This is a genomic window from Stenotrophomonas sp. YIM B13575 (genome assembly GCF_042787595.1).
GTDB lineage: Bacteria > Pseudomonadota > Gammaproteobacteria > Xanthomonadales > Xanthomonadaceae > Stenotrophomonas > Stenotrophomonas lactitubi_B.
In genome coordinates this window covers 1-19,620 of sequence record NZ_JBHZOP010000047.1, presented here as the reverse complement: position 1 = coordinate 19,620, position 19,620 = coordinate 1, and the positions used below count along the sequence as shown (strand labels likewise).

Genomic DNA, 19,620 nt, shown 5'->3' with positions numbered 1-19,620 from the left:
TCCAGCAGTAGGGGAGGGCGGCTTACAGGCCGGCCCAGGCTTCCACTTCCTCGACGAAATGGTGCACGTCCAGGTAGCGGTTGTAGAGCGGAGTGGGTGAGATGCGGATGACGTCCGGCTCGCGCCAGTCACCCAGCACGCCGATGGCACGCAGGTGCTCGAACAGGGCGCGCCCACGCTCGCGGCCGCCGATCACCCGCAGCGACAGCTGGCAGCCGCGGCGCTCCGGCTCGGCCGGGGTGACGATCTCCAATACCTGCGGCAGGCGCGCGCGTACCAGTGCGTCGAGCAGGCCGGTCAGTGCCAGCGACTTGCTGCGCAGCGATTCCATGCCGGCACGTTCGAACAGGTCCAGCGACGCACGCAGCGGCGCCAGGCCGAGGATCGGCGGATTGCTCAGCTGCCAGCCCTCGGCACCGACTGCGGGCTGGAACTGCGGCGCCATCTGGAAGCGGGTGGCCTCGTCATGGCCCCACCAGCCGGCAAAGCGCGGCAGCGTGGTGTCGCGATGATGGCGCTCGTGCACGAAGGCACCGGCCACGGCGCCCGGGCCGCTGTTGAGGTATTTGTAGTGGCACCACACGGCGAAGTCCGGGGCGACGTCATGCAGGCGCAGCGGCAGGTTGCCGACTGAGTGCGCCAGATCGAAGCCGATGCGCGCACCCTGCAGGCGTGCGGCGCGGGTGATCGCATCCAGGTCGAAGGCCTGGCCGCTGCGGTACTGCACGCCAGGCCACAGCACCAGCGCCAGGCGCGGACCGTGCGTGGCGATCGCGCGTTCGATCGCGGTCATCGAGATCGTGCCGTTGGCTTCATCCGGCTGCACTTCCACCAGACAGTCTGCCGGGTCGAAGCCATGGAAGCGGATCTGTGCTTCCACTGCATGGCGGTCAGTCGGGAACGCGCCGGCTTCCATCAGGATCACCGGGCGTTCGGCCGTCGGCCGGTAGAAGCTGACCATCATCAGGTGCAGGTTCACGCTCAGTGTGTTCATCGCCACGACTTCGCTGGGCAGGGCGCCGACGACGCGCGCCAACTGTGCGCTGACCAGTCGGTGGTACGACAGCCATTGGGTCGGTCCGGTGAAGTGGCCTTCCACCGCCAGTTCGCCCCACTGCTTCATCACTTCCTGCACCGCCGCCTGCGCGCCGCGCGGTTGCAGGCCCAGCGAGTTGCCGACGAAGTAGGTCTGCTCACCACCACCGTGGCGCGGAATCAGGAATTCCTGCCGCAGCGGCCGCAGCGGATCGGCGGCATCAAGGGCAATGGCGTGGGTGCGGCTGAGCAGGTCGGACATGGTCGGGCAACAGGCTGCAACGGGGCTGTCAGTGTAGCGCCTGGCATGGCGTAGCCGGTGGCGGGGAAGCATGCATGCCGCCAAGCCTGTAGAGCCGAGTCCATGCTCGGCTACGTGGGCCCACAGCCGAGCATGGGCTCGGCTCTACAAGGGCGGATTGTCAGCCAGCCCGCGCTGGTGCCGGCAACGGATCCACGTGGCCGCACTCGCTGCAGGTGCGCAGTTCCAGGCTGGCCTGGTAGCGCGCGAACACCTTCGGCAGGTCGGTTTCGATGTTCTGCAGCGTGAAGTACTCTTCGTACAGCTTGTGGTTGCAGCGCTCGCAATGCCAGATCACGCCATCGCGTTCATGCGGCAGGCGCTTGCGTTCCACCACCAGGCCGACGCCGCCGGGTGGGCGCCGCGGTGAGTGCGGCACCTTGCCCGGCAGCAGGAAGATTTCGCCAGCGCGGATCGGGATATCGCGCACCGCGCCATCCTCCTGCACCTTCAGCACCATTTCGCCTTCCAACTGATAGAACCACTCCGGTCCTTCGTCGTAGTGGAAATCGGTGCGGCTGTTCGGTCCGCCGACCACCATCACGATGAAATCGCCGTTGTCGATCATCTTGTTGCCGACCGGCGGCTTCAACAGATGCCGGTTTTCCTCGATCCAGCCCAGCAGGTTGATGGGGGAGGCAAGCATGGGGATGTCCGTGGGAGGAAGGGTCAGTCGCGCCGGCCGTGGCGCGGAACGTAGGACAGGGCCTTCTCATACGCAGGCTGCAGGTCTTCCGGCGCGCCCACGTCGATGCCCATTTCGCGCACGCGGCCATCCTTCAGGCTGTACACCCAGCCGTGCACCATCAGCTTCTGGCCGCGTGCCCAGGCGTCCTGCACGATCGTCGAGCGGCAGGCGTTGACCACCTGCTCGATCACGTTCAGTTCGCACAGGCGTGCATGCTTCAGCTCCGGCTCCTCGATCGCGTCCATGATCGCCGCGTGCTTCTGTGCCACGTCACCGACATGGCGCAACCAGTTGTCGGCCAGGCCCACCCGCGTGTTGTTCAAGCTGGCGTGCACGCCGCCGCAGCCATAGTGGCCGACGATCAGGATGTGCTTCACCTTCAGCTGGTCCACGGCGTACTGGATCACGCTGAGGCAGTTCAGGTCGGTGTGCACCACCACGTTGGCTACGTTGCGATGCACGAACACTTCGCCCGGAGCCATGCCGATGATCTGGTTGGCCGGCACGCGCGAGTCGGAGCAGCCGATCCACAGGTATTCCGGATGCTGCTGCTTGGCCAGCTGATGGAAGAAGTCCGGGTCTTCCTTCTCGATCCGGTCCGCCCAGTCGCGGTTGTTCTGCAGCAGCTTGTGGATGTCTTTCATGTTCGGGGTCCCTGACGTCGGGTGGGGGCAAGGCGCGGCCGTTCTGGTCGCGTCGTCGCGGGAAACAGGGCGCTCAGCTGCCTGCGGCGGCTTCGTCGCGATACCGGCGCATCCACTGCGCCAGTTCGGTGGAATGGGGATTGTCCAGGCGTTCCAGCTCGGCCATCACCGCCTGCTGGTTGGCCTCGGGGTGGTTCTGGCTCAGCTTCAACGTCAGCTGCACCTGTTCGACGGTGAAGCGGAAGCCGATGATGCCGCGCAGCTGGCGGCGGTGGTCGTCGCGCTGGGGTTCGAACTTCCACGCCTGACCGACGCTGGCTTCGAAGCGGTCACCGGTATCGCTGACCAGCTGGGCCAGGGCATCGGTATCATCGAAGGTCTGCAGCTGGCCGCGCAGCTCGGCGGCGGCGTAGTTCCAGGTAGGCACCCGCGCGGCAGGCTCCTTGTCCGGGTACCAGCTGGCCGAGATATAGCCATGCGGCCCGTCCACCAGCACCTTGGCCGCACCGCTGTGGCGTGCCTGCGGGTTGGCGCGGGCCCAGTGGCCGCGCAGCTCGATGTGGTTGCCGTCGCGCTGGTACAGCACCGGCAGCCGGGTCAGTTCAGGCAGGCCGTCGCCACCGGCGGTGAGCACGGTGACGAATGGATCACGCGCCAACAGGCGATCCAGCCACTGCAGGTCGGTCTGTGCGAAAGCGCGCGGGGTGAACATCGGTTGGCCTCAGGCGCTACTGCCGAGTGACTGCACCATGCGCCCGCGCAGGCCTTCGTCGCTGCCCGCCTGCGGTGGCTGCACCTCATGCAGCGAGAAGCCGCGTACCAGCGCATCTTCTTCGTCCAGGCCGTCGTACTCGACGAACTCGGCGTCGAACAGCTGCGAGCGGGCGGTGTCCTCGCTGTCGTAGCTCAGCGTATTGCCGTCGCTGTCGAGCACTTCGGCGGTGCCGGCCTCGCGGATGCGCAGGCGTGCCCAGATCAGGGTGTTGCCGAGGCTGGCCAGCCACCAGCTGTCGCGGGCGTGGGAAAGGTCGTTCATGTGTGTCTTACCAGAGCGAGGCCAGCCAGAGCAGGGCAGCCATGCCCAGTCCGGCCAGCAGGGTCAGCAGCGATACCCAGGCGGGCGTCGCCAGCCCGGACAGCGAGCGGTCCGGCTGGGTGCGGTATTCGCGCCGCAGCAGCCAGCCCAGCGCATCGGGCTTGAGGAAGGCGCCACTGCCGAAGCGCTGCGCCAGCGCCGGATGGCGGTCGCGCACATGCACCAGGGTCAGCGGCCAGAAAATCACGAAGGCACTGAACCCGGCCACTGCCACGCCGACGAAACACAGGGCGAAGAACAGGGTCATGGGGGCAGTACCTCCGTGGTCGGGCGTGTGGGCTTAGAAGTCCGCGCTGCCCGGGGCGCGCGGGTAGGGGATCGCATCGCGGATGTTGGACAGGCCGCAGACGTAGACCACCAGGCGCTCGAAGCCGAGGCCGAAACCGGCGTGCGGTACCGAGCCGTAGCGGCGGAAATCGCGGTACCAGCTGTAATGCTCGCGATCCAGGCCGAACTGCGCCATGCGTGCATCCAGCACATCCAGACGCTCTTCGCGCTGGCTGCCACCGATGATCTCGCCGATGCCCGGGGCCAGCACGTCCATCGCGGCGACGGTCCTGCCGTCATCGTTCAGGCGCATGTAGAAGGCCTTGATGTGCTCGGGGTAGTTGGTCACCACCACCGGGCGGCCGACGTGTTCCTCGGTCAGCCAGCGCTCGTGCTCGGTCTGCAGGTCCAGGCCCCATTCGACCGGGAAGTCGAACTTCTTGCCGGACTTCTGCAGCAGGGCGACCGCATCGGTGTAGTCGATGCGCTCGAACGGCGCGTTGATGAAGTCTTCCAGCTTGGTGATCGCGTTCTTGTCCACGCGCTCGGCGATGAAGGCCAGGTCGTCGCCGCGCTCGTTGAGCACTGCGCGGAACAGGTACTTCAGGAATTCTTCGGCCAGGCGTGCGTCTTCGGCCAGGTCGGCGAAGGCGATTTCCGGCTCGATCATCCAGAACTCCGCCAGGTGGCGGGTGGTGTGGCTGTTCTCGGCGCGGAAGGTCGGGCCGAAGGTGTACACCTTGCTCAGCGCCAGGCAGTAAGCCTCGACGTTCAGCTGGCCGGACACGGTCAGGAAGGTTTCCTTGCCGAAGAAGTCGCGGCTGAAGTCGATCCCGCCCTGGGCATCACGCGGCAGATTCACCATGTCCAGGGTGGACACGCGGAACATCTGGCCGGCGCCTTCGGCATCGGAGGTAGTGATGATCGGGGTGCTGATCCAGTTGAAGCCGTTCTCGTGGAAGAAGCGGTGCACGGCCTGGGCCAGGCAGTTGCGGATGCGGGTGACCGCGCCGAACAGGTTGGTGCGCGGGCGCAGGTGCGCCACTTCACGCAGGAACTCCGGCGTCATCGGCTTGGGCTGGATCGGGTAGGTGAGCGGGTCTTCGACCCAGCCGACCACCTCGACCGCGCTGGCCTGGATCTCAAACGACTGGCCCTTGCCCTGCGACTTCACCAAAGTGCCGGTGGCCACCAGCGAGCAGCCGGTGGTCAGGCGCTTGATTTCGTCGAAGTTGGCCAGCGCGTCGCCGGCCACGACCTGGATCGGGGCGAAGCAGGAGCCGTCGGTCACATTCACGAAAGCCAGATTTGCTGAACCGCGCACCGTGCGCACCCAACCGCGTACCGTGACTTCGCCACCTTCCGGGATCTTCCCGGCAAGCGCATGTTCAACGCTGACCACCGTCATGACTTGAATCCTCTGCTGATCGACTCGATCTCTGAACACGGGAGTTTACCGGTTGCAGCGTTCTGCTTGCGAGGCATTTCTGCGGTCATCGGCTCCCTATAATGTCCCGGTACCTCTGGAGTGATCCATCATGGCTGTCCGCCTGACCCCTATTGCCTTCGAGCGCGTACAGCGCTTCGTCGCCCAGACCCCCGGCGCGCTGGGCCTGCGCTTTGGCGTGACCAAGACCGGCTGCTCCGGCTGGGGCCACATCACCGACCTGGCCCGCGACGAGCGCGCGGACGACACCGTGTTCGACCAGGACGGGGTGAAGATCTACGTCGACGCCAAGAGCCTGGCCTTGGTGGACGGCACCGTGATCGACTTCGGCAAGCACGGCCTGAGCGAGACCTTCACGTTCAGCAACCCGAATGCCACCGCCGAGTGCGGCTGCGGCGAGAGCTTCACCACCGACGCCGACAAGGCCTGAGTGCTGGCGGGGCCTGGCCCCGCTTTGGTAGCTGCCGACCTTGGTCGGCACGGGAGCAGGGCGCCCCCGGTTCAGCTGGCCCGGTTACGCACCGGTTGCCCAGCCCCCCCATCTGCGCCATAATGCGCGGCTTCCTGCCTCCCTGGCAGGATCCCTTGCCCCACCGCGGTATCAACGGCGGGGGGCTGTCCGGCCGCAAGGCCACATCCGAAAGGTAGAAAAACATGAGTCGTCATTACGAAATCGTGTTCATGGTCCACCCGGACCAGAGCGAGCAGGTCCCGGCCATGATCGAGCGCTACAAGTCGCTGGTCGAGAACGGCAACGGCACCATCCACCGTCTGGAAGACTGGGGCCGCCGCCAGCTGGCGTACCCGATCCAGAACCTGGTGAAGGCGCACTACGTGCTGCTGAACATCGAAGTCGACCAGGCTGTTCTGACCGAACTGACCGAGAGCTTCCGCTTCAACGACGCCGTGCTGCGCAACCTGGTCATCAAGCGTGACGAGGCTGACACCGAGCAGTCGCTGATCATGAAGAGCAAGGACGAGAAGGGCGACAAGCCCGAGCGTGGTGAGCGTCGTCGTCGTGATGACGAAGAAGGCGAAACCACCCCCGCCGCTGACAACGATGCCGGCGACGACGCCGCTTCGGCCGCCTAAGGAGCACTGACATGTCCAAGTTCTTCCGTCGCCGCAAGTTCTGCAAGTTCACGGCCGAAGGTGTCAAGGAGATCGACTACAAGGATCTCAACACCCTGCGCCAGTACCTGACCGAGAACGGCAAGATCGTGCCGAGCCGCGTCACCGGTACCAAGTCGAAGTACCAGCGTCAGCTGGCGACCGCCGTCAAGCGCGCTCGCTTCCTGGCCCTGATTCCGTACACCGACAACCACGACGTCTGATGCCGGCGGGGCAGCTCCGCGCTGCCCCCGCTGTGCCAGCTATTCGGACAGCCTTTGTTGCGGGGCCCGCGCCTCGCTAACGAATAACTTATCTGGAGCAATACCATGCAGCTGATCCTCCTGCAGAAAGTCACCAACCTCGGCAACCTCGGCGACCTGGTCGACGTGAAGCCGGGCTACGGCCGTAATTTCCTCGTGCCGCAGGGCAAGGCCGTTCCGGCCACCGAGAGCAACAAGGCCGAGTTCGAAGCCAAGCGCGCTGATTACGAAGCCAAGGCCCAGTCCATTCACGCCGACGCTGAAGCCCGCAAGGCCAAGCTGGAAGGCGCGAGCGTGACCGTCGCCGCCAACGCTTCGACCGAAGGCAAGCTGTACGGCTCGGTCGGCGCCCGCGAAATCGCCGATGCCTTCACCGCTGCTGGCCTGCCGCTGAGCAAGAGCGAAGTCATCCTGGGCGAAGGCGCCTTCCGCAACATTGGCGAGTACGAAGTCCTGGTGCACCTGCACGCGGACGTCGAGACCACCGTCAAGGTCGTGGTTGAAGCCGAAAAGGCCTGATCCCACGCCGCAAGGCCTGGTATCACCAGAACGGGCGCCCGCAAGGGTGCCCGTTTTTGTTTTGGGCGAAGGCGACCTGGCCGGGCCGGTGCTTGGCGGGTGACGCATGTGCCGGCGGATTCAGCATGAATCCATGAATATCAACACCTTGCTTCCATTTTCCGGACACGCGTCGGCATCCGGAGCGGCCTGCGGCGACGCCGGAGAGCAGGAGCGGGCGTGAGCGCGGAGCTTCCTCCTCCCGTCATCCCGCCCGTGGAACATTGGCCCCGCTATACTCATTCCATTGCGTCACCCTTGGCCCTGTTGAATTCTTTTGAAATCAATGGCTTGAGGTGCTGGCTGACCTGACATCCACTATGGTGGCGGCCGTAAGGCCCTTGCCCGGAACCCAATCACGCCATGCGTCTTTCCACGATCAAGCTGTCCGGCTTCAAGTCCTTCGTCGATCCGACCACCCTGCACCTGCCGACCAACATGACCGGCGTGGTGGGCCCCAATGGCTGCGGCAAGTCGAACATCATCGATGCGGTGCGCTGGGTCATGGGCGAGAGTTCGGCCAGCCGCCTGCGGGGTGACTCGCTTACCGACGTGATCTTCTCCGGTTCCAATGCCCGCAAGCCGGTGTCGCAGGCCACCGTCGAGCTGATCTTCGACAATTCGGATCACACGATTTCCGGCGAGTACGCCTCGTTCAACGAGATCTCGGTCAAGCGCACCGTCAGTCGCGACGGCAGCAGCAACTACTACCTCAACGGCACCAAGTGCCGCCGCCGCGACATCACCGACCTGTTCCTCGGCACCGGCCTGGGCCCGCGCAGCTACTCGATCATCGAGCAGGGCATGATCAGCCAGATCATCGAGGCGCGCCCGGAAGACCTGCGCGTGTACCTGGAAGAGGCCGCCGGAATCTCCAAGTACAAGGAGCGCCGCAAGGAAACCGAGACGCGCATCCGCCACACCCGCGAGAACCTGGACCGCCTTGGCGATCTGCGCGAGGAAATCACCAAGCAGCTTGAACACCTCAAGCGGCAGGCCAAACAGGCCGAGCAGTACCAGACGCTGCAGGAAGAGCGCCGGGTCAAGGACGCCGAGTGGAAGGCGCTGGAATACCGCGGCCTGGATGGTCGCCTGTCCAAGCTGCGCGAAGGCCTGTCGCAAGAAGAAACCAAGCTTCAGCAGCTGATTGCCGACCAGCGTGACGCAGAGGCGCGGATCGAGACCTCGCGTGTGCGCCGCGAGGAGGCTGCAGACGCGCTCAATGCCGCGCAGGCCGAGGTCTACCAGGTGGGCAGCACGCTGGCCCGTCTCGAACAGCAGATCCAGCACCAGCGCGAACTGTCGCAGCGCCTGCACAAGGCGCGCGATGAAACCCGCCAGGCACTGGCCGAACTGGGCCAGCACATCAGTGGTGACGAAGCCAAGCTGCTGGTGCTGCGCGAAGCGGTCGATGCGGCCACCCCGCAGCTGGAAGCGCTGCAGGAAGAGAACGAGATCAAGCAGGAAGGCCTGCGCGAGGCCGAAGCGCGGTTGTCCGATTGGCAGCAGCGTTGGGAGCAGCACACGTCGCAGAGCTCGGAAGCCTCGCGCGCCGGCGAGGTCGAGCGCACCCGCGTGGACTACCTGGACAAGCAGATCCTTGACGCCGATCGTCGCCGCGAAGCGCTGGCGGCCGAGCGCGCAGGCCTTGACGTGGATGCGCTGGATGAAGTCTTCGAACAACTGCATCTGCAGCACGACACGCAGAAGACCGCGCTGGATGAGCTGACCGAACAGGTCGAGGAGCGCAAGCACGGTGTCGCTGCCGTGCAGGAGCAGCAGCGCAGCGGCCAGAACGAACTGGCCGAACTGCGCAAGCAGGTCAATGGTCTGCGCGGGCGCCTGTCCTCGCTGGAAACCCTGCAGCAGGCCGCACTCGGCCAGGAGCAGGGCGCGGCGGTGGCCTGGCTGAAGTCGCGTGGCCTGGATTCGGCCGCACGCGTGGGCGAGCGCCTGGATGTCGATGCCGGTTGGGAAAACGCGGTGGAAAGCGCCCTCGGCCAATTGATCGAAGGCGTTCTGGTCGATGACCCCGCCAGCCTGGTCGACGCGCTGGGCGAGCTGGGCGAAGGCCGCATCGCGCTGGTCGCCAATGACGGCGCGGACCTGAAGGTCGCGCCGACCTCGCTGGCGGCACGCGTGCGCGGCCCGGCGCCGATCCGTCGCCTGCTTGCGCGACTGCACGGCGCGCGCGACCTCGCCGAAGCCAACGCGCTGCAGGCCAGCCTGCCTGAGGGCGATTCCATCATCACCCAGGGCGGCGAGCGTCTGGGCGAGGGCTGGGTGCGCGTATCGCGCTCCGGCGCCGCCAAGCAGGGCGCGTTGCTGCGCGAACGCGAAATCAACGAGCTGCGCGAGCAGATCGAGCAGCTGCAGTCGCGCGAAGCCGAACTGGAAGAACAGCTGGCCGGTTTCCGTGAGCACCTGCTGGCCGCCGAACAGCAGCGCGAGGATGCGCAGCGGGCGCTGTACCTGGCGCACCGCGCGGTGTCCGAACTGGCCGGCCAGCTGCAGGGCCAGCAGGGCAAGGTCGAGGCGGCACGTACGCGCATCGACCGCATCGAAGGCGAGCTCAGCCAGTTGCTGGAGACCCTGGACATCAATCGCGAACAGGCGCGGGAAGCGCGTTCGCGGCTGGAGAATGCGGTCAACAGCATGGGCGACCTGGAGTCGAACCGGCAGGGCCTGGAGGGCGAACGCCGTCAGTTGACCGAGGCGCGTGATCTGGCCCGCGACGCCGCCCGCGTGGTACGCGAGCGTTCGCACGCGTTGGCCCTGACCCTGGAATCGCAGCGCGCCCAGGTGGCCTCGTTGAGCCAGGCGCTGGAACGCATGAGTACCCAGCGTAGCCAGCTGGATTCGCGCCTGGGCGAACTGCATTCGCAGCTGGACGAAGGCGATACACCGGTCGAGTCGCTGCAGGCAGAGCACCAGAACGCCTTGGAAGAGCGTGTGCGTGCCGATCGCGTGCTGACCGAGGCGCGCACGCTGCTGGACGGCATCGACGCCGAGCTGCGCAATTACGAGCAGACCCGCCACCAGCGCGACGAGCAGGCGTTGTCCCAGCGCGAGCGCATTTCGCAGCGCAAGCTGGACCAGCAGGCATTGGTGCTCAGTGCCGAAACCCTGCAGGGCGCAGTGGAGAAGGCCGGTTTCGTACTGCAGGATGTGATCAACACGCTGCCCGAAGACGCGCGCCTGGGCGACTGGGAACAAGCCGTGCACCAGATCGATGGCCGCATGCGCCGGCTGGAGCCGGTCAACCTGGCCGCGATCCACGAATATGGCGAAGCCTCGCAGCGCTCGGAGTATCTGGACGCCCAGCACGTGGATCTGACCACGGCGCTGGAGACCCTGGAAGATGCGATCCGCAAGATCGACCGCGAGACCCGCGGCCGTTTCAAGGACACCTTCGATCGGGTCAATGCCGGTGTGCAGGCCCTGTATCCGCGCCTGTTCGGCGGCGGCCACGCCTACCTGGAACTGACCGGCGAAGACCTTCTCGACACCGGTGTGACCATCATGGCGCGCCCCCCGGGCAAGCGGGTGTCGAGCATCTCGCTGCTGTCCGGTGGCGAAAAGGCGATGACCGCCGTGGCGCTGGTGTTTGCGATCTTCCAGCTCAACCCGGCGCCGTTCTGCCTGCTGGACGAGGTGGACGCGCCGCTGGATGAAGCCAACGTCGGCCGCCTGGCCAACATGGTCAAGGAAATGAGCGAGAAGGTGCAGTTCCTGTTCGTCAGCCACAACAAGGCCACGATGGAAGCAGCGCACCAGTTGTCGGGCGTGACGATGCGCGAACCGGGCGTCAGCCGCCTGGTCAGCGTGGACCTGGAAGAAGCCGCGCGATTGGCGGGCGCGGCCTGACGTGCCATCCTAGTTACCTGAATGAACTAGCCGGAGAACCTAACGAATGTCCGACACGGCACTGTTGCGCATCGGCATCCTGGCCGCCGGCCTGCTGTTGGTCGCTGCGATCTTCCTGTTTGGCCGTCCCAAGAAGAAGCCCCAGGGCCGTCGTCTGGACAGCGCCGAGCCGACCAGCGGCGAGCGCCGCGAGCCGGTGCTGGGCGAGGATGGCGTACCCGTGGCCGACGCCCGCGTCGAGCCTGGCATGGGCGAGACGGTCGAGCAGGCCGAATTGGGGCTGCCCGATGTTGATGGCGCGGCGAGCGATCTGGGCAAGCGCGCGACCCAGGATTTCGACAAGATCGTTTCATTGTTCGTGGCCGCCCGCGCCGGCGAACAGCTGCGTGGCGAAGACATCGTCGTGGCCGCGGAAAAGACCGGCCTGGTGTTTGGCCACATGAATGTGTTCCACCGGCTGGTCGAGGGGCATCCCGAACGCGGCCCGATCTTCTCGATGGCCAGCATCATGAAGCCGGGCAGCTTCGACATGGGCAACATCCGCGCCATGGAAACCCCGGCCATCGCCTTCTTCCTGACCCTGCCGGCGCCGCTGACCGCGCTGGACGCCTGGGAGAAGATGCTGCCGACCGTGCAGCGCATGGCCGAGCTGCTGGATGGCGTGGTACTGGATGACGGCCGCAACGCGCTCGGTCGCCAGCGCATCGCCCACATCCGTGATGAGCTGCGCGCCTATGACCGCCAGCACCAGGCCCCGCCGCTGACCAAGACGCCGCGCTGGTAAGCGCAGCAGATCCTGGCGTGCCGACCAACGGTCGGCACCCACCAGACCCGTAGATCCACGCCATGCGTGGATGGGGGCACTCAGGTTCTGCCAGTAGTAGATCCACGCCATGCGTGGACGGGGGAACCAAGGTTCTGCCGGTAGTAGATCCACGCCATGCGTGGATGGGGCGAATCAAGGTTCGCCCCCACCAACCGGGTCAGGCCGGTACGCCCGCCACCTTCGCGAACGCGCTGCGGAAGCGCACCATCTCTTCCTCGGTGCCCACGGTCACGCGCACGCGCTGCGGCCAGATCGGCCAGCTGCGGCCGATCACCACGCCGTTGTCCGCCATGGCTTTGGCGAAGGCCGCGCCGTCACGTTGCACATCCACCACGAAGCAGTTCGCTTCCGTCGGCAGGCAGTGGAAGCCACGCTTGCCCAGCCAGGCGATGGTGGTCTGCCGGGCCTTGGCATTCTGCAGGCGTCGCTGCGGAACCAGCTGCGGGTCACGCAGGCTGGCCAGTGCCGCCGCAAGCGCAGGCACCGGCAGCGGGTTCTCGCCCAGGCTGGCCAGCTCGCGCAGGCGCTCGGGATGTGCTGCCGCCACGCCAAGACGCAGGCCGGCCATGCCGTACAGCTTGGAGAAGGTGCGCAGCACGATCAGGTCATCGCGCCGGGCCACCTGCGCAATCAGGCTGGGCTGTTCGCTGTACTGCAGGTAGGCCTCGTCCAGCAGCACGCGGGTGCCGACCGGCTTGTTGGCCAGCAGCCAAGCCAGTTCGTCGGGGGGACTGATCGAGCCGGTGGGGTTGTTGGGATTGCACACGTACAGCAGGCCAGTCGGTCGCGCGTGCGCGGCGGCCACCATCGCGCGCAGGTCGTGCGCACCATCGCTGCGCAGCGGCACCTTCTGCACATGCGCGCCGCGCGCGGCTGCCATCTCACCCAATGTCTCGAAGGTCGGGTCGGCCACCACCAGGCCCGCCTGCGGGCCGGTCCACATCGTCGCCGCGCGGTTCAGCGGCTCGCTGGAGCCCGGATACAGGCGCACGTGGTCGGCGGGAACGCCGGCCTGGGCGATGAAGGCATCGCGCACCTCACCGGCCAAGGCGAAGCGGTAACGCCCGCAGCTGGCGATGCTGTCGCGCGCCGCCTGCTGTGCGGCGGGCGAGGGGCCATACGGGCACTCGTTGAAATTCAGCAGTACCGCGCCTTCATTGGCGGTTGGCGGGGCCACAGTTGCTGGCTGTGCCAGGGCGGGCCGAGGCAGGCCGCTGCTGGCAAGAGCGAGACCGGCGCCGGCCAGTTGCAGGAAGTGGCGGCGGGAGGCGGGCAGGGTCACAGGCGCGGTTCCTGAAGGGCTATCGACGCACGCTAGCGCTGGCAATGATTACCGGCAAGCGGTTGTCCAGAGTCGAGCCGCGCACGCCTGCTGTTCGCCGCCCGTTGAGCCTGGCTCGACGCCGCAGACAGGGCCTAACGCGCAGGCGCGGTAGAATTCCCGGCCATCCCAGAACCCGCGGATTCCGATGAGCCCCAGCCCCGCCGAACGTGCCGAAGACCTGCGCCGGCAGATCGCCCAGGCCAACCGCGCCTATCACGAGCTGGATGCGCCGGAGATCCCCGACGTCGACTACGACCGTCTGGTGCGTGAGCTGGAGGCGCTGGAGCGCGAGCATCCCGATCTTGCCCGTGCCGACAGCCCGACCCAGCAGGTGGGCGCCCGGCCGTCGGGACGCTTCGCAGAAGTCACCCATGCCGTGCCGATGCTGTCGCTGTCCAATGCCTTCAGCGATGAGGAAGTCGCCGACTTCGTGCGCCGCATCGATGAGCGTCTGCGCCGCGGCACCCTGCGTTTTTCCGCCGAACCGAAGATGGACGGCCTGGCGATCAGCCTGCGTTACGAGGACGGCCATTTCGTGCTGGGCGCCACCCGTGGCGATGGCAGCACCGGCGAGGACGTGACCGCCAATCTGCGCGAGATCGGTGACATCCCCAAACGCCTGAAAGGCAAGGACTGGCCGGATGTGCTGGAAGTGCGTGGCGAGGTCTACATGGCCCGCGCCGACTTCGAGGCCTACAACGAACGCGCGCGCCTGCACGGCGGCAAGGTGCTGGCCAATCCGCGCAATGCCGCCGCCGGTTCGCTGCGCCAGCTTGACCCGAAGATCAGCGCGCAGCGCAGGCTCAGCTTCTTCACCTACGGTACCGGTGAAGTACAGGGCGGTGAGTTGCCCGATACGCATTCGGGCACGCTGGCACAGCTGCGCGAATGGGGCTTCCCGGTCAGCGACCTGTGCAAGGTGGTGGAGGGCAGCGACGGCCTGTTGGCCTATTACCGGGACATCGGCGAGCGTCGCGACAGCCTGGCATTCGATATCGATGGTGTGGTCTACAAGCTCGATGATCGCGCCGGCCAGCAGACCATGGGCTTCGTTTCGCGTGCACCGCGCTGGGCCATCGCGCACAAGTTCCCGGCGCAGGAACAGAGCACTACCCTGGAAGCCATCGAAATCCAGATCGGCCGCACCGGTGCTGCCACGCCGGTGGCACGTCTTGCGCCGGTAGCGGTGGCTGGAGTGATCGTCTCCAACGCCACCCTGCACAACGCTGACCAGATCGCACGGCTGGACGTGCGCGTGGGCGACAGCGTGATCGTGCGACGTGCCGGCGATGTGATCCCGGAAGTGGTCAGCGTCATCCTCGATCGCCGCCCTGCGGGCACTACGCCCTGGCAGATGCCGGCCAGCTGCCCGGTATGCGGCTCGGAGATCGTGCGCGAGGAAGGCGCTGCTGCCTGGCGCTGCTCGGGCGAGCTGTCCTGCCCGGCACAGCGCAAGGAAGCCATCGCCCATTTCGCCTCCCGACGTGCGATGGATATCGACGGCCTTGGCGACAAGTACATCGAAACCCTGGTGGACGCCGGCATCGTCAAGAGCGTGGCCGATCTGTACCGCCTCAGCCGTGACCAGCTGCTGCACCTGAAGCTGGTGCTGGATGCTGAAGACCCATCGGCACTGGCGGCCAGTCTGAAACTACACCTGCCAGCCGAAGGCAGCGGCGCGGTGCTCAACGCCGTGTTGAAGCTGGATGGCAACGATGCCGGATGGCGCGCACAGGCACTGGCGCAGCCGGCAGCCTTCGAATGGAACACGAAGAAGATCGCCACCAAGTGGGCCGACAACCTGATTGCTGCGATCGACGCCAGCCGTGACGCGACGCTGGAACGACTGCTGTTCGCACTGGGTATCGAGCACGTCGGCGAGAGCACCGCCAAGGCGCTGGCACAGTGGTTTGGCGATCTGGCGTTGATCCGCCGTCTGCCGTGGCCGCTGTTCAAGCGCGTTCCGGATATCGGTGGCGAGGTGGCACGTTCGTTGGGTCACTTCTTCGAGCAGGAGGGCAACCAGCAGGCCATCGATGCACTGCTGCAGGTAGGGCAGGTACGTATCAGCGACGTGCATCCGCCGAGCGCAAGGCTGCGCGAAGGACTTGACCTGGCCCAGCTGCTGGTGGAAGCGGAGATTCCCGGCATCACCCGCCTGCGTGCCGAGAAGCTGGTCGCCGCACTGCCCAGCGCACAATCGGTGCTGGACGCCGAACACGGCCAGTTCGTCAACGCCGGCCTGCCCGATGACACCGCGCGAGGCGTCGCTGACTGGCTGGACAGCGAGGGCCATGGCGCGATGCTGCTGGCGGCCGAAGTGGAGATGAAGCACATCCTGGCCAGCGCACCAGCCCTGGCCGAAGTGGTGGCCGGCCCGCTGGACGGGCAGACGGTGGTGCTGACCGGCACGCTGGCCCAGCTCAATCGCGATACGGCCAAGGAGCGCCTGGAGGCGCTGGGCGCCAAGGTGTCCGGCAACGTGTCGAAGAAGACCAGTTTCGTGGTGGCCGGCACCGAGGCCGGTTCCAAGCTGGACAAGGCGCAAGCGCTGGGCGTTCCGGTGTGGGATGAAGAGCGCCTGCTGGCCTACCTCTCCGAACACGAATGATGAATCGGCCGGGTGCGCAGGCGCCCGGCACGCAACCGCAGAGGAACACTGATGCAGACCGCTCCGTTGGATTTCCGCTTGGCCACCCGTGCCGACGAGGAACTGCTGATCGCGCTGATGCGCGATTTCTACGCCGAAGACAAGATCGAATTCGACGATGCGCGCGTGCGCCGTGGTGTCGATGCGCTGCTGGCCGATCCGCGCAACGGTGAAGTGCTGCTGTGGCTGGACGAGGCCGCAGCCGTCGTCGGCTATGCGGTGATCGCGATGGGCTTCAGCCTGGAGCAGGGCGGCCATTTCATGCTGCTGGACGAGCTCTATCTCAGCCACCGCGCACGCGGCCGTGGCCGTGGCAAGCGGGCACTGGCCATCTGCGAACAGCGCGCGCGGGGGCGCGGCGTGAGCCGGCTGCGGTTGGAGGTCAATCATCACAACGAACTGGCGCGCCGCCTGTATCTGGCCAGCGGCTACATCGATGACACCCGCGATCTGCTGACCCTGCCGCTGGATCATCCGCGCCCGGAGGGCATCCTGTGAGCGAGGCACTGCTGCGCAGCCTGCAACAGCGCGCCACCCTCAATGCACTGGTGCGGCGCTTCTTCGCCGAGCGTGGCGTGCTGGAGGTGGAAACGCCGATCCTGTCGGTGGCGGGCAACACCGAGCCGAACATCGACAGCTTCCACACCGATTTCAGCGGCCACGTCGATGCGGGCGGTCGCCGCCGCTGGCTGCGCACCTCGCCGGAGTTCCCGCTCAAGCGACTGCTCGCTGCCGGCGTGGGCGACTGCTATGAGCTGGGCCGGGTGTTCCGCAACGGCGAAGCGGGCGGCCGCCACAATCCCGAGTTCACCATGCTGGAGTGGTATCGGGTTGGCTGGGACCACCATCGGCTGCTGCAGGAAACCGCAGAACTGGTGGGGCAGGCGCTGGCGCTGGTGGGGCGCAGCGCGACGTTGCGTGTGCTGAGCTATCGCGAACTGTTCCAGCAGCACGCAGGCGTGGACCCGTTCGATGCCGATGAGGCAGCGCTGCGCGCTGCGCTGGGTGAGGTGCACATCGATCCGGTGGGCCTGACCCGCGATGACTGGCTGGATCTGTTGATGACCCACCGTATCCAACCGCATTTCGATGACGCGGTCATGACCGTCGTCCACGACTGGCCCGCCAGCCAGGCGGCACTGGCGCGCATCCGTGCCGGCACACCGCCGTTGGCCGAGCGTTTCGAGCTGTACCTGGGCGCGGTGGAACTGGCCAACGGTTATCACGAACTGAACGATGCGGCTGAACAACGCGCGCGTTTCCAGCATGACCTGCAGCGCCGCCACGCGCGCGGACAGGTACAGCCCGCATTGGATGAAGCGTTGCTGCATGCACTGCCTTTGATGCCCGACTGTGCCGGCGTTGCCGTTGGCATTGATCGCCTGTTGATGGCGATGCACCGTACACCGCGCATTGCAGATGTACTTGCATTCGATTTCGCCCACGCATGACCCGACGATTTCCCATGGACCTGGCAGGCTGAACGAAAACGCGTTTTGTCGCGCTTGATTCAGCAAGCACGATGATGCTCTTATCACAGCCGATACCGCACACTTGCGTCGTGGTTCATCCATTCATGGGGAAGGCTTTGGTCAAGTGGTTCGCGGTCGTAGCGGCACCGATGTACTCCGTGGCGATATGGGGTGGCCTGCTTCCGTCGACCGCATCGGCGCAGTCGCTTGGCTATGACAGCGAAGTGGTGACCTGTGAATCCCGCGACATGGGCTGGGTGCACTGCGATATCGATGTCAGCAACGGCGTCGACCTGATCCGCCAGTTGTCCAGCAACAGCTGCATCCGTGGCAGCGAGTGGGGCACCGACCGCAGTGGCGTGTGGGTGACCCTGGGCTGCCGTGCCGAGTTCCGCGCGCGCCCGGCCGAGACGGATGCAGCGGCGCCGTCGACCGAGGGTCGCAAGCGTCTGGTGCGGCGGGTGGTGCGCTGTGAGTCCAACGGTCGCCCGCAGAGTTGCCCGGTGCGCCTGGATGGTGCGCCGGTGCGGTTGCTGCGCCAGCTGTCGGTGCTGCCGTGCCGGGAAGGGCAGGGCTGGGGCTACAAGCGCAATGAGGTATGGACCACCCGCGGTTGCCAGGGTGACTTCGAGGTGGCCGACGAGCAGGGCCGTTTCGTCGACATGCCGCGCCGGCTGACCTGCGAATCCAAGTCCAAGAAGCGCCGCTTCTGTGGCGCCAGCATCTCCACCAGCGCCACCATCTCCAACCAGCTTTCCAGCACCCCGTGCGAGGAAGGCAGCACCTGGGGCTGGAACCGCAACGGCATCTGGGTCGACGGCGGCTGCCGCGCCGAATTTTCGGTGAACTGATCCGGACAGGATCCATCCGCGCGTGGCGTGGCCCTACAATGGGCCCATGAATACCGCCACCGACCTCGACTACGCCCGCTACGACCACATCCGCCCGATCCTGTGGACCGGCGATACCCTGCAACTGCTTGACCAGCGCAAGCTGCCGTTCGTGGTCGAGCATGTGGCCTGCCATGACAGCGATGAGGTGGCCGCCGCCATCCACGCCCTGACCGTGCGCGGTGCGCCGGCCATCGGCATCGCTGCCGCCTGGGGTGTGGTGCTGGCCGCACGTAATGTGCAGGCCGCCGACGGCGCGCACGCCCTGCAGCAGCTGGAACCGGCGCTGCAGCGGCTGAATGCCTCACGCCCGACCGCAGTGAACCTGGCCTGGGCGCTGGCACGCATGCGGCGTTGCCTGAGTGCCGCCGGTGCCGACTGGAAGGCGCTGCTGGAGGCCGAGGCACAGGCCATCGCTGAAGAAGACCTGGCCGCCAACCGCCATATGGGCGCCCTCGGTGCCGGCCTGATCGAGGCCGGCAGCGGCGTGTTGACCCATTGCAATACCGGTTCGCTGGCCACCGCCGGCTTCGGTACGGCGTTGGGCGTGATCCGCGCCGGGATGGCCCAGGACCGCATTGTCCGGGTGTTCGCCGGCGAGACCCGGCCGTGGTTGCAGGGTGCGCGCCTGACCGTGTGGGAGCTGCAGCAGGATGGCATCGACGCGACGCTGATCGCCGACTCGGCCGCTTCGCACCTGATGAAGACCGGTGCCGTGCAGTGGGTGATCGTGGGCGCCGACCGGATCTGCGCCAACGGCGATACCGCCAACAAGATCGGCACCTACCAGCTGGCCATCGCGGCCCGCCACCACGGGGTGAAGTTCATGGTGGTGGCGCCGTCCTCGACGGTGGACATGGATACCGTGGACGGCAGCCAAATTGAGATCGAGCAGCGTGATCCGGGCGAACTGTACGGCGTGGGCGGCACCCGCACCGTGGCCGAGGGCATCGCCGCCTGGAACCCGGTGTTCGATGTCACCCCGGGCGAGCTGATCGATGCCATCGTGACCGAGCGGGGGGTGATCCTGAACCCGACCGCGGAGAACATGCGCGCCGCCTTCGGCGGCTGACGCGGGCGCGGTCGAGCATGTCTGTAGAGCCGAGCCCATGCTCGGCTCAGCCGGGGAATCCACCGCAGCCGAGCATGGGCTCGGCTCTACAGGGGCTGCTGAACCCCCTA

The 19,620-nt window shown here is 66.5% G+C and carries 19 protein-coding genes; 11 read left to right on the top strand and 8 right to left on the bottom strand.

All coding sequences use genetic code 11. The annotated features are described in order from the left end of the window. Positions 1-22: 22 nt before the first annotated feature. The 7 genes from kynU to asnS all read right to left on the bottom strand — a co-directional run bounded on the left by kynU (position 23) and on the right by asnS (position 5,439). Positions 23-1,297 (bottom strand): kynureninase, encoded by a 1,275-nt coding sequence (kynU, locus tag ACFX4F_RS08755; protein WP_099820771.1) that lies wholly within the window; start codon positions 1,295-1,297, stop codon positions 23-25. 160 nt (positions 1,298-1,457) lie between these two features. Next, positions 1,458-1,982: a 3-hydroxyanthranilate 3,4-dioxygenase gene (locus ACFX4F_RS08750; RefSeq protein WP_099820770.1), complete on the bottom strand. Its 525-nt coding sequence runs from the start codon at positions 1,980-1,982 to the stop codon at positions 1,458-1,460. Positions 1,983-2,005: 23 nt separating this feature from the next. Continuing rightward, entirely contained in the window at positions 2,006-2,668 is a 663-nt protein-coding gene (can, locus tag ACFX4F_RS08745; RefSeq protein WP_099820769.1) for a carbonate dehydratase, read from the bottom strand. Between the two features lie 73 nt (positions 2,669-2,741). Next, complete coding sequence (locus ACFX4F_RS08740; RefSeq protein ID WP_380654203.1) at positions 2,742-3,380, bottom strand: FMN-binding negative transcriptional regulator; 639 nt, start codon at positions 3,378-3,380, stop codon at positions 2,742-2,744. A gap of 9 nt (positions 3,381-3,389) precedes the next feature. After that, entirely contained in the window at positions 3,390-3,704 is a 315-nt protein-coding gene (locus ACFX4F_RS08735; protein ID WP_380654200.1) for a hypothetical protein, read from the bottom strand. Between the two features lie 7 nt (positions 3,705-3,711). Next, positions 3,712-4,011: a hypothetical protein gene (locus ACFX4F_RS08730; protein WP_006376524.1), complete on the bottom strand. Its 300-nt coding sequence runs from the start codon at positions 4,009-4,011 to the stop codon at positions 3,712-3,714. Between the two features lie 33 nt (positions 4,012-4,044). After that, complete coding sequence (asnS, locus tag ACFX4F_RS08725; protein WP_099820767.1) at positions 4,045-5,439, bottom strand: asparagine--tRNA ligase; 1,395 nt, start codon at positions 5,437-5,439, stop codon at positions 4,045-4,047. 130 nt (positions 5,440-5,569) lie between these two features. Here asnS and ACFX4F_RS08720 point away from each other — a divergent pair, with 130 nt between their 5' ends. The 6 genes from ACFX4F_RS08720 to zipA all read left to right on the top strand — a co-directional run bounded on the left by ACFX4F_RS08720 (position 5,570) and on the right by zipA (position 12,060). After that, positions 5,570-5,908: an iron-sulfur cluster assembly accessory protein gene (locus ACFX4F_RS08720; protein WP_171954515.1), complete on the top strand. Its 339-nt coding sequence runs from the start codon at positions 5,570-5,572 to the stop codon at positions 5,906-5,908. A gap of 224 nt (positions 5,909-6,132) precedes the next feature. After that, positions 6,133-6,570: a 30S ribosomal protein S6 gene (gene rpsF, locus ACFX4F_RS08715; protein WP_025876882.1), complete on the top strand. Its 438-nt coding sequence runs from the start codon at positions 6,133-6,135 to the stop codon at positions 6,568-6,570. Between the two features lie 11 nt (positions 6,571-6,581). Beyond that, complete coding sequence (rpsR, locus tag ACFX4F_RS08710; protein ID WP_002804494.1) at positions 6,582-6,812, top strand: 30S ribosomal protein S18; 231 nt, start codon at positions 6,582-6,584, stop codon at positions 6,810-6,812. A 105-nt stretch (positions 6,813-6,917) separates the two neighbouring features. Beyond that, positions 6,918-7,370 carry a 50S ribosomal protein L9 gene (rplI, locus tag ACFX4F_RS08705; protein WP_089236101.1) on the top strand — a complete coding sequence of 151 codons (453 nt, stop codon included), beginning with the start codon at positions 6,918-6,920 and terminating at the stop codon, positions 7,368-7,370. Positions 7,371-7,772: 402 nt separating this feature from the next. Next, positions 7,773-11,276, top strand: coding sequence for a chromosome segregation protein SMC (gene smc, locus ACFX4F_RS08700; RefSeq protein WP_380654194.1), 3,504 nt, complete (start codon positions 7,773-7,775; stop codon positions 11,274-11,276). Between the two features lie 46 nt (positions 11,277-11,322). Continuing rightward, the gene (zipA, locus tag ACFX4F_RS08695; protein ID WP_099820762.1) at positions 11,323-12,060 is read left to right on the top strand and encodes a cell division protein ZipA; all 738 of its coding nucleotides are present in this window, start codon (positions 11,323-11,325) and stop codon (positions 12,058-12,060) included. A 199-nt stretch (positions 12,061-12,259) separates the two neighbouring features. Here zipA and ACFX4F_RS08690 read toward each other — a convergent pair whose 3' ends face one another. Beyond that, positions 12,260-13,384 (bottom strand): pyridoxal phosphate-dependent aminotransferase, encoded by a 1,125-nt coding sequence (locus ACFX4F_RS08690; RefSeq protein WP_380654191.1) that lies wholly within the window; start codon positions 13,382-13,384, stop codon positions 12,260-12,262. A gap of 181 nt (positions 13,385-13,565) precedes the next feature. On the opposite strand from ACFX4F_RS08690, the gene ligA reads away from it, so the two are divergent. The 5 genes from ligA to mtnA all read left to right on the top strand — a co-directional run bounded on the left by ligA (position 13,566) and on the right by mtnA (position 19,510). Beyond that, positions 13,566-16,037 (top strand): NAD-dependent DNA ligase LigA, encoded by a 2,472-nt coding sequence (gene ligA / locus ACFX4F_RS08685; RefSeq protein WP_380654264.1) that lies wholly within the window; start codon positions 13,566-13,568, stop codon positions 16,035-16,037. A gap of 51 nt (positions 16,038-16,088) precedes the next feature. Further along, positions 16,089-16,574 (top strand): GNAT family N-acetyltransferase, encoded by a 486-nt coding sequence (locus ACFX4F_RS08680; RefSeq protein WP_025876917.1) that lies wholly within the window; start codon positions 16,089-16,091, stop codon positions 16,572-16,574. Beyond that, positions 16,571-17,527 (top strand): EF-P lysine aminoacylase EpmA, encoded by a 957-nt coding sequence (gene epmA, locus ACFX4F_RS08675; RefSeq protein WP_375070080.1) that lies wholly within the window; start codon positions 16,571-16,573, stop codon positions 17,525-17,527. Before ACFX4F_RS08680 ends, epmA begins: the two co-directional genes overlap by 4 nt. 137 nt (positions 17,528-17,664) lie before the next feature. Beyond that, the gene (locus ACFX4F_RS08670; RefSeq protein ID WP_205406002.1) at positions 17,665-18,399 is read left to right on the top strand and encodes a DUF3011 domain-containing protein; all 735 of its coding nucleotides are present in this window, start codon (positions 17,665-17,667) and stop codon (positions 18,397-18,399) included. A gap of 46 nt (positions 18,400-18,445) precedes the next feature. Next, a complete protein-coding gene (gene mtnA, locus ACFX4F_RS08665; protein ID WP_380654186.1) occupies positions 18,446-19,510 on the top strand; it encodes an S-methyl-5-thioribose-1-phosphate isomerase in 1,065 nt (354 codons plus the stop codon). The last annotated feature ends 110 nt before the right edge of the window (positions 19,511-19,620 follow it).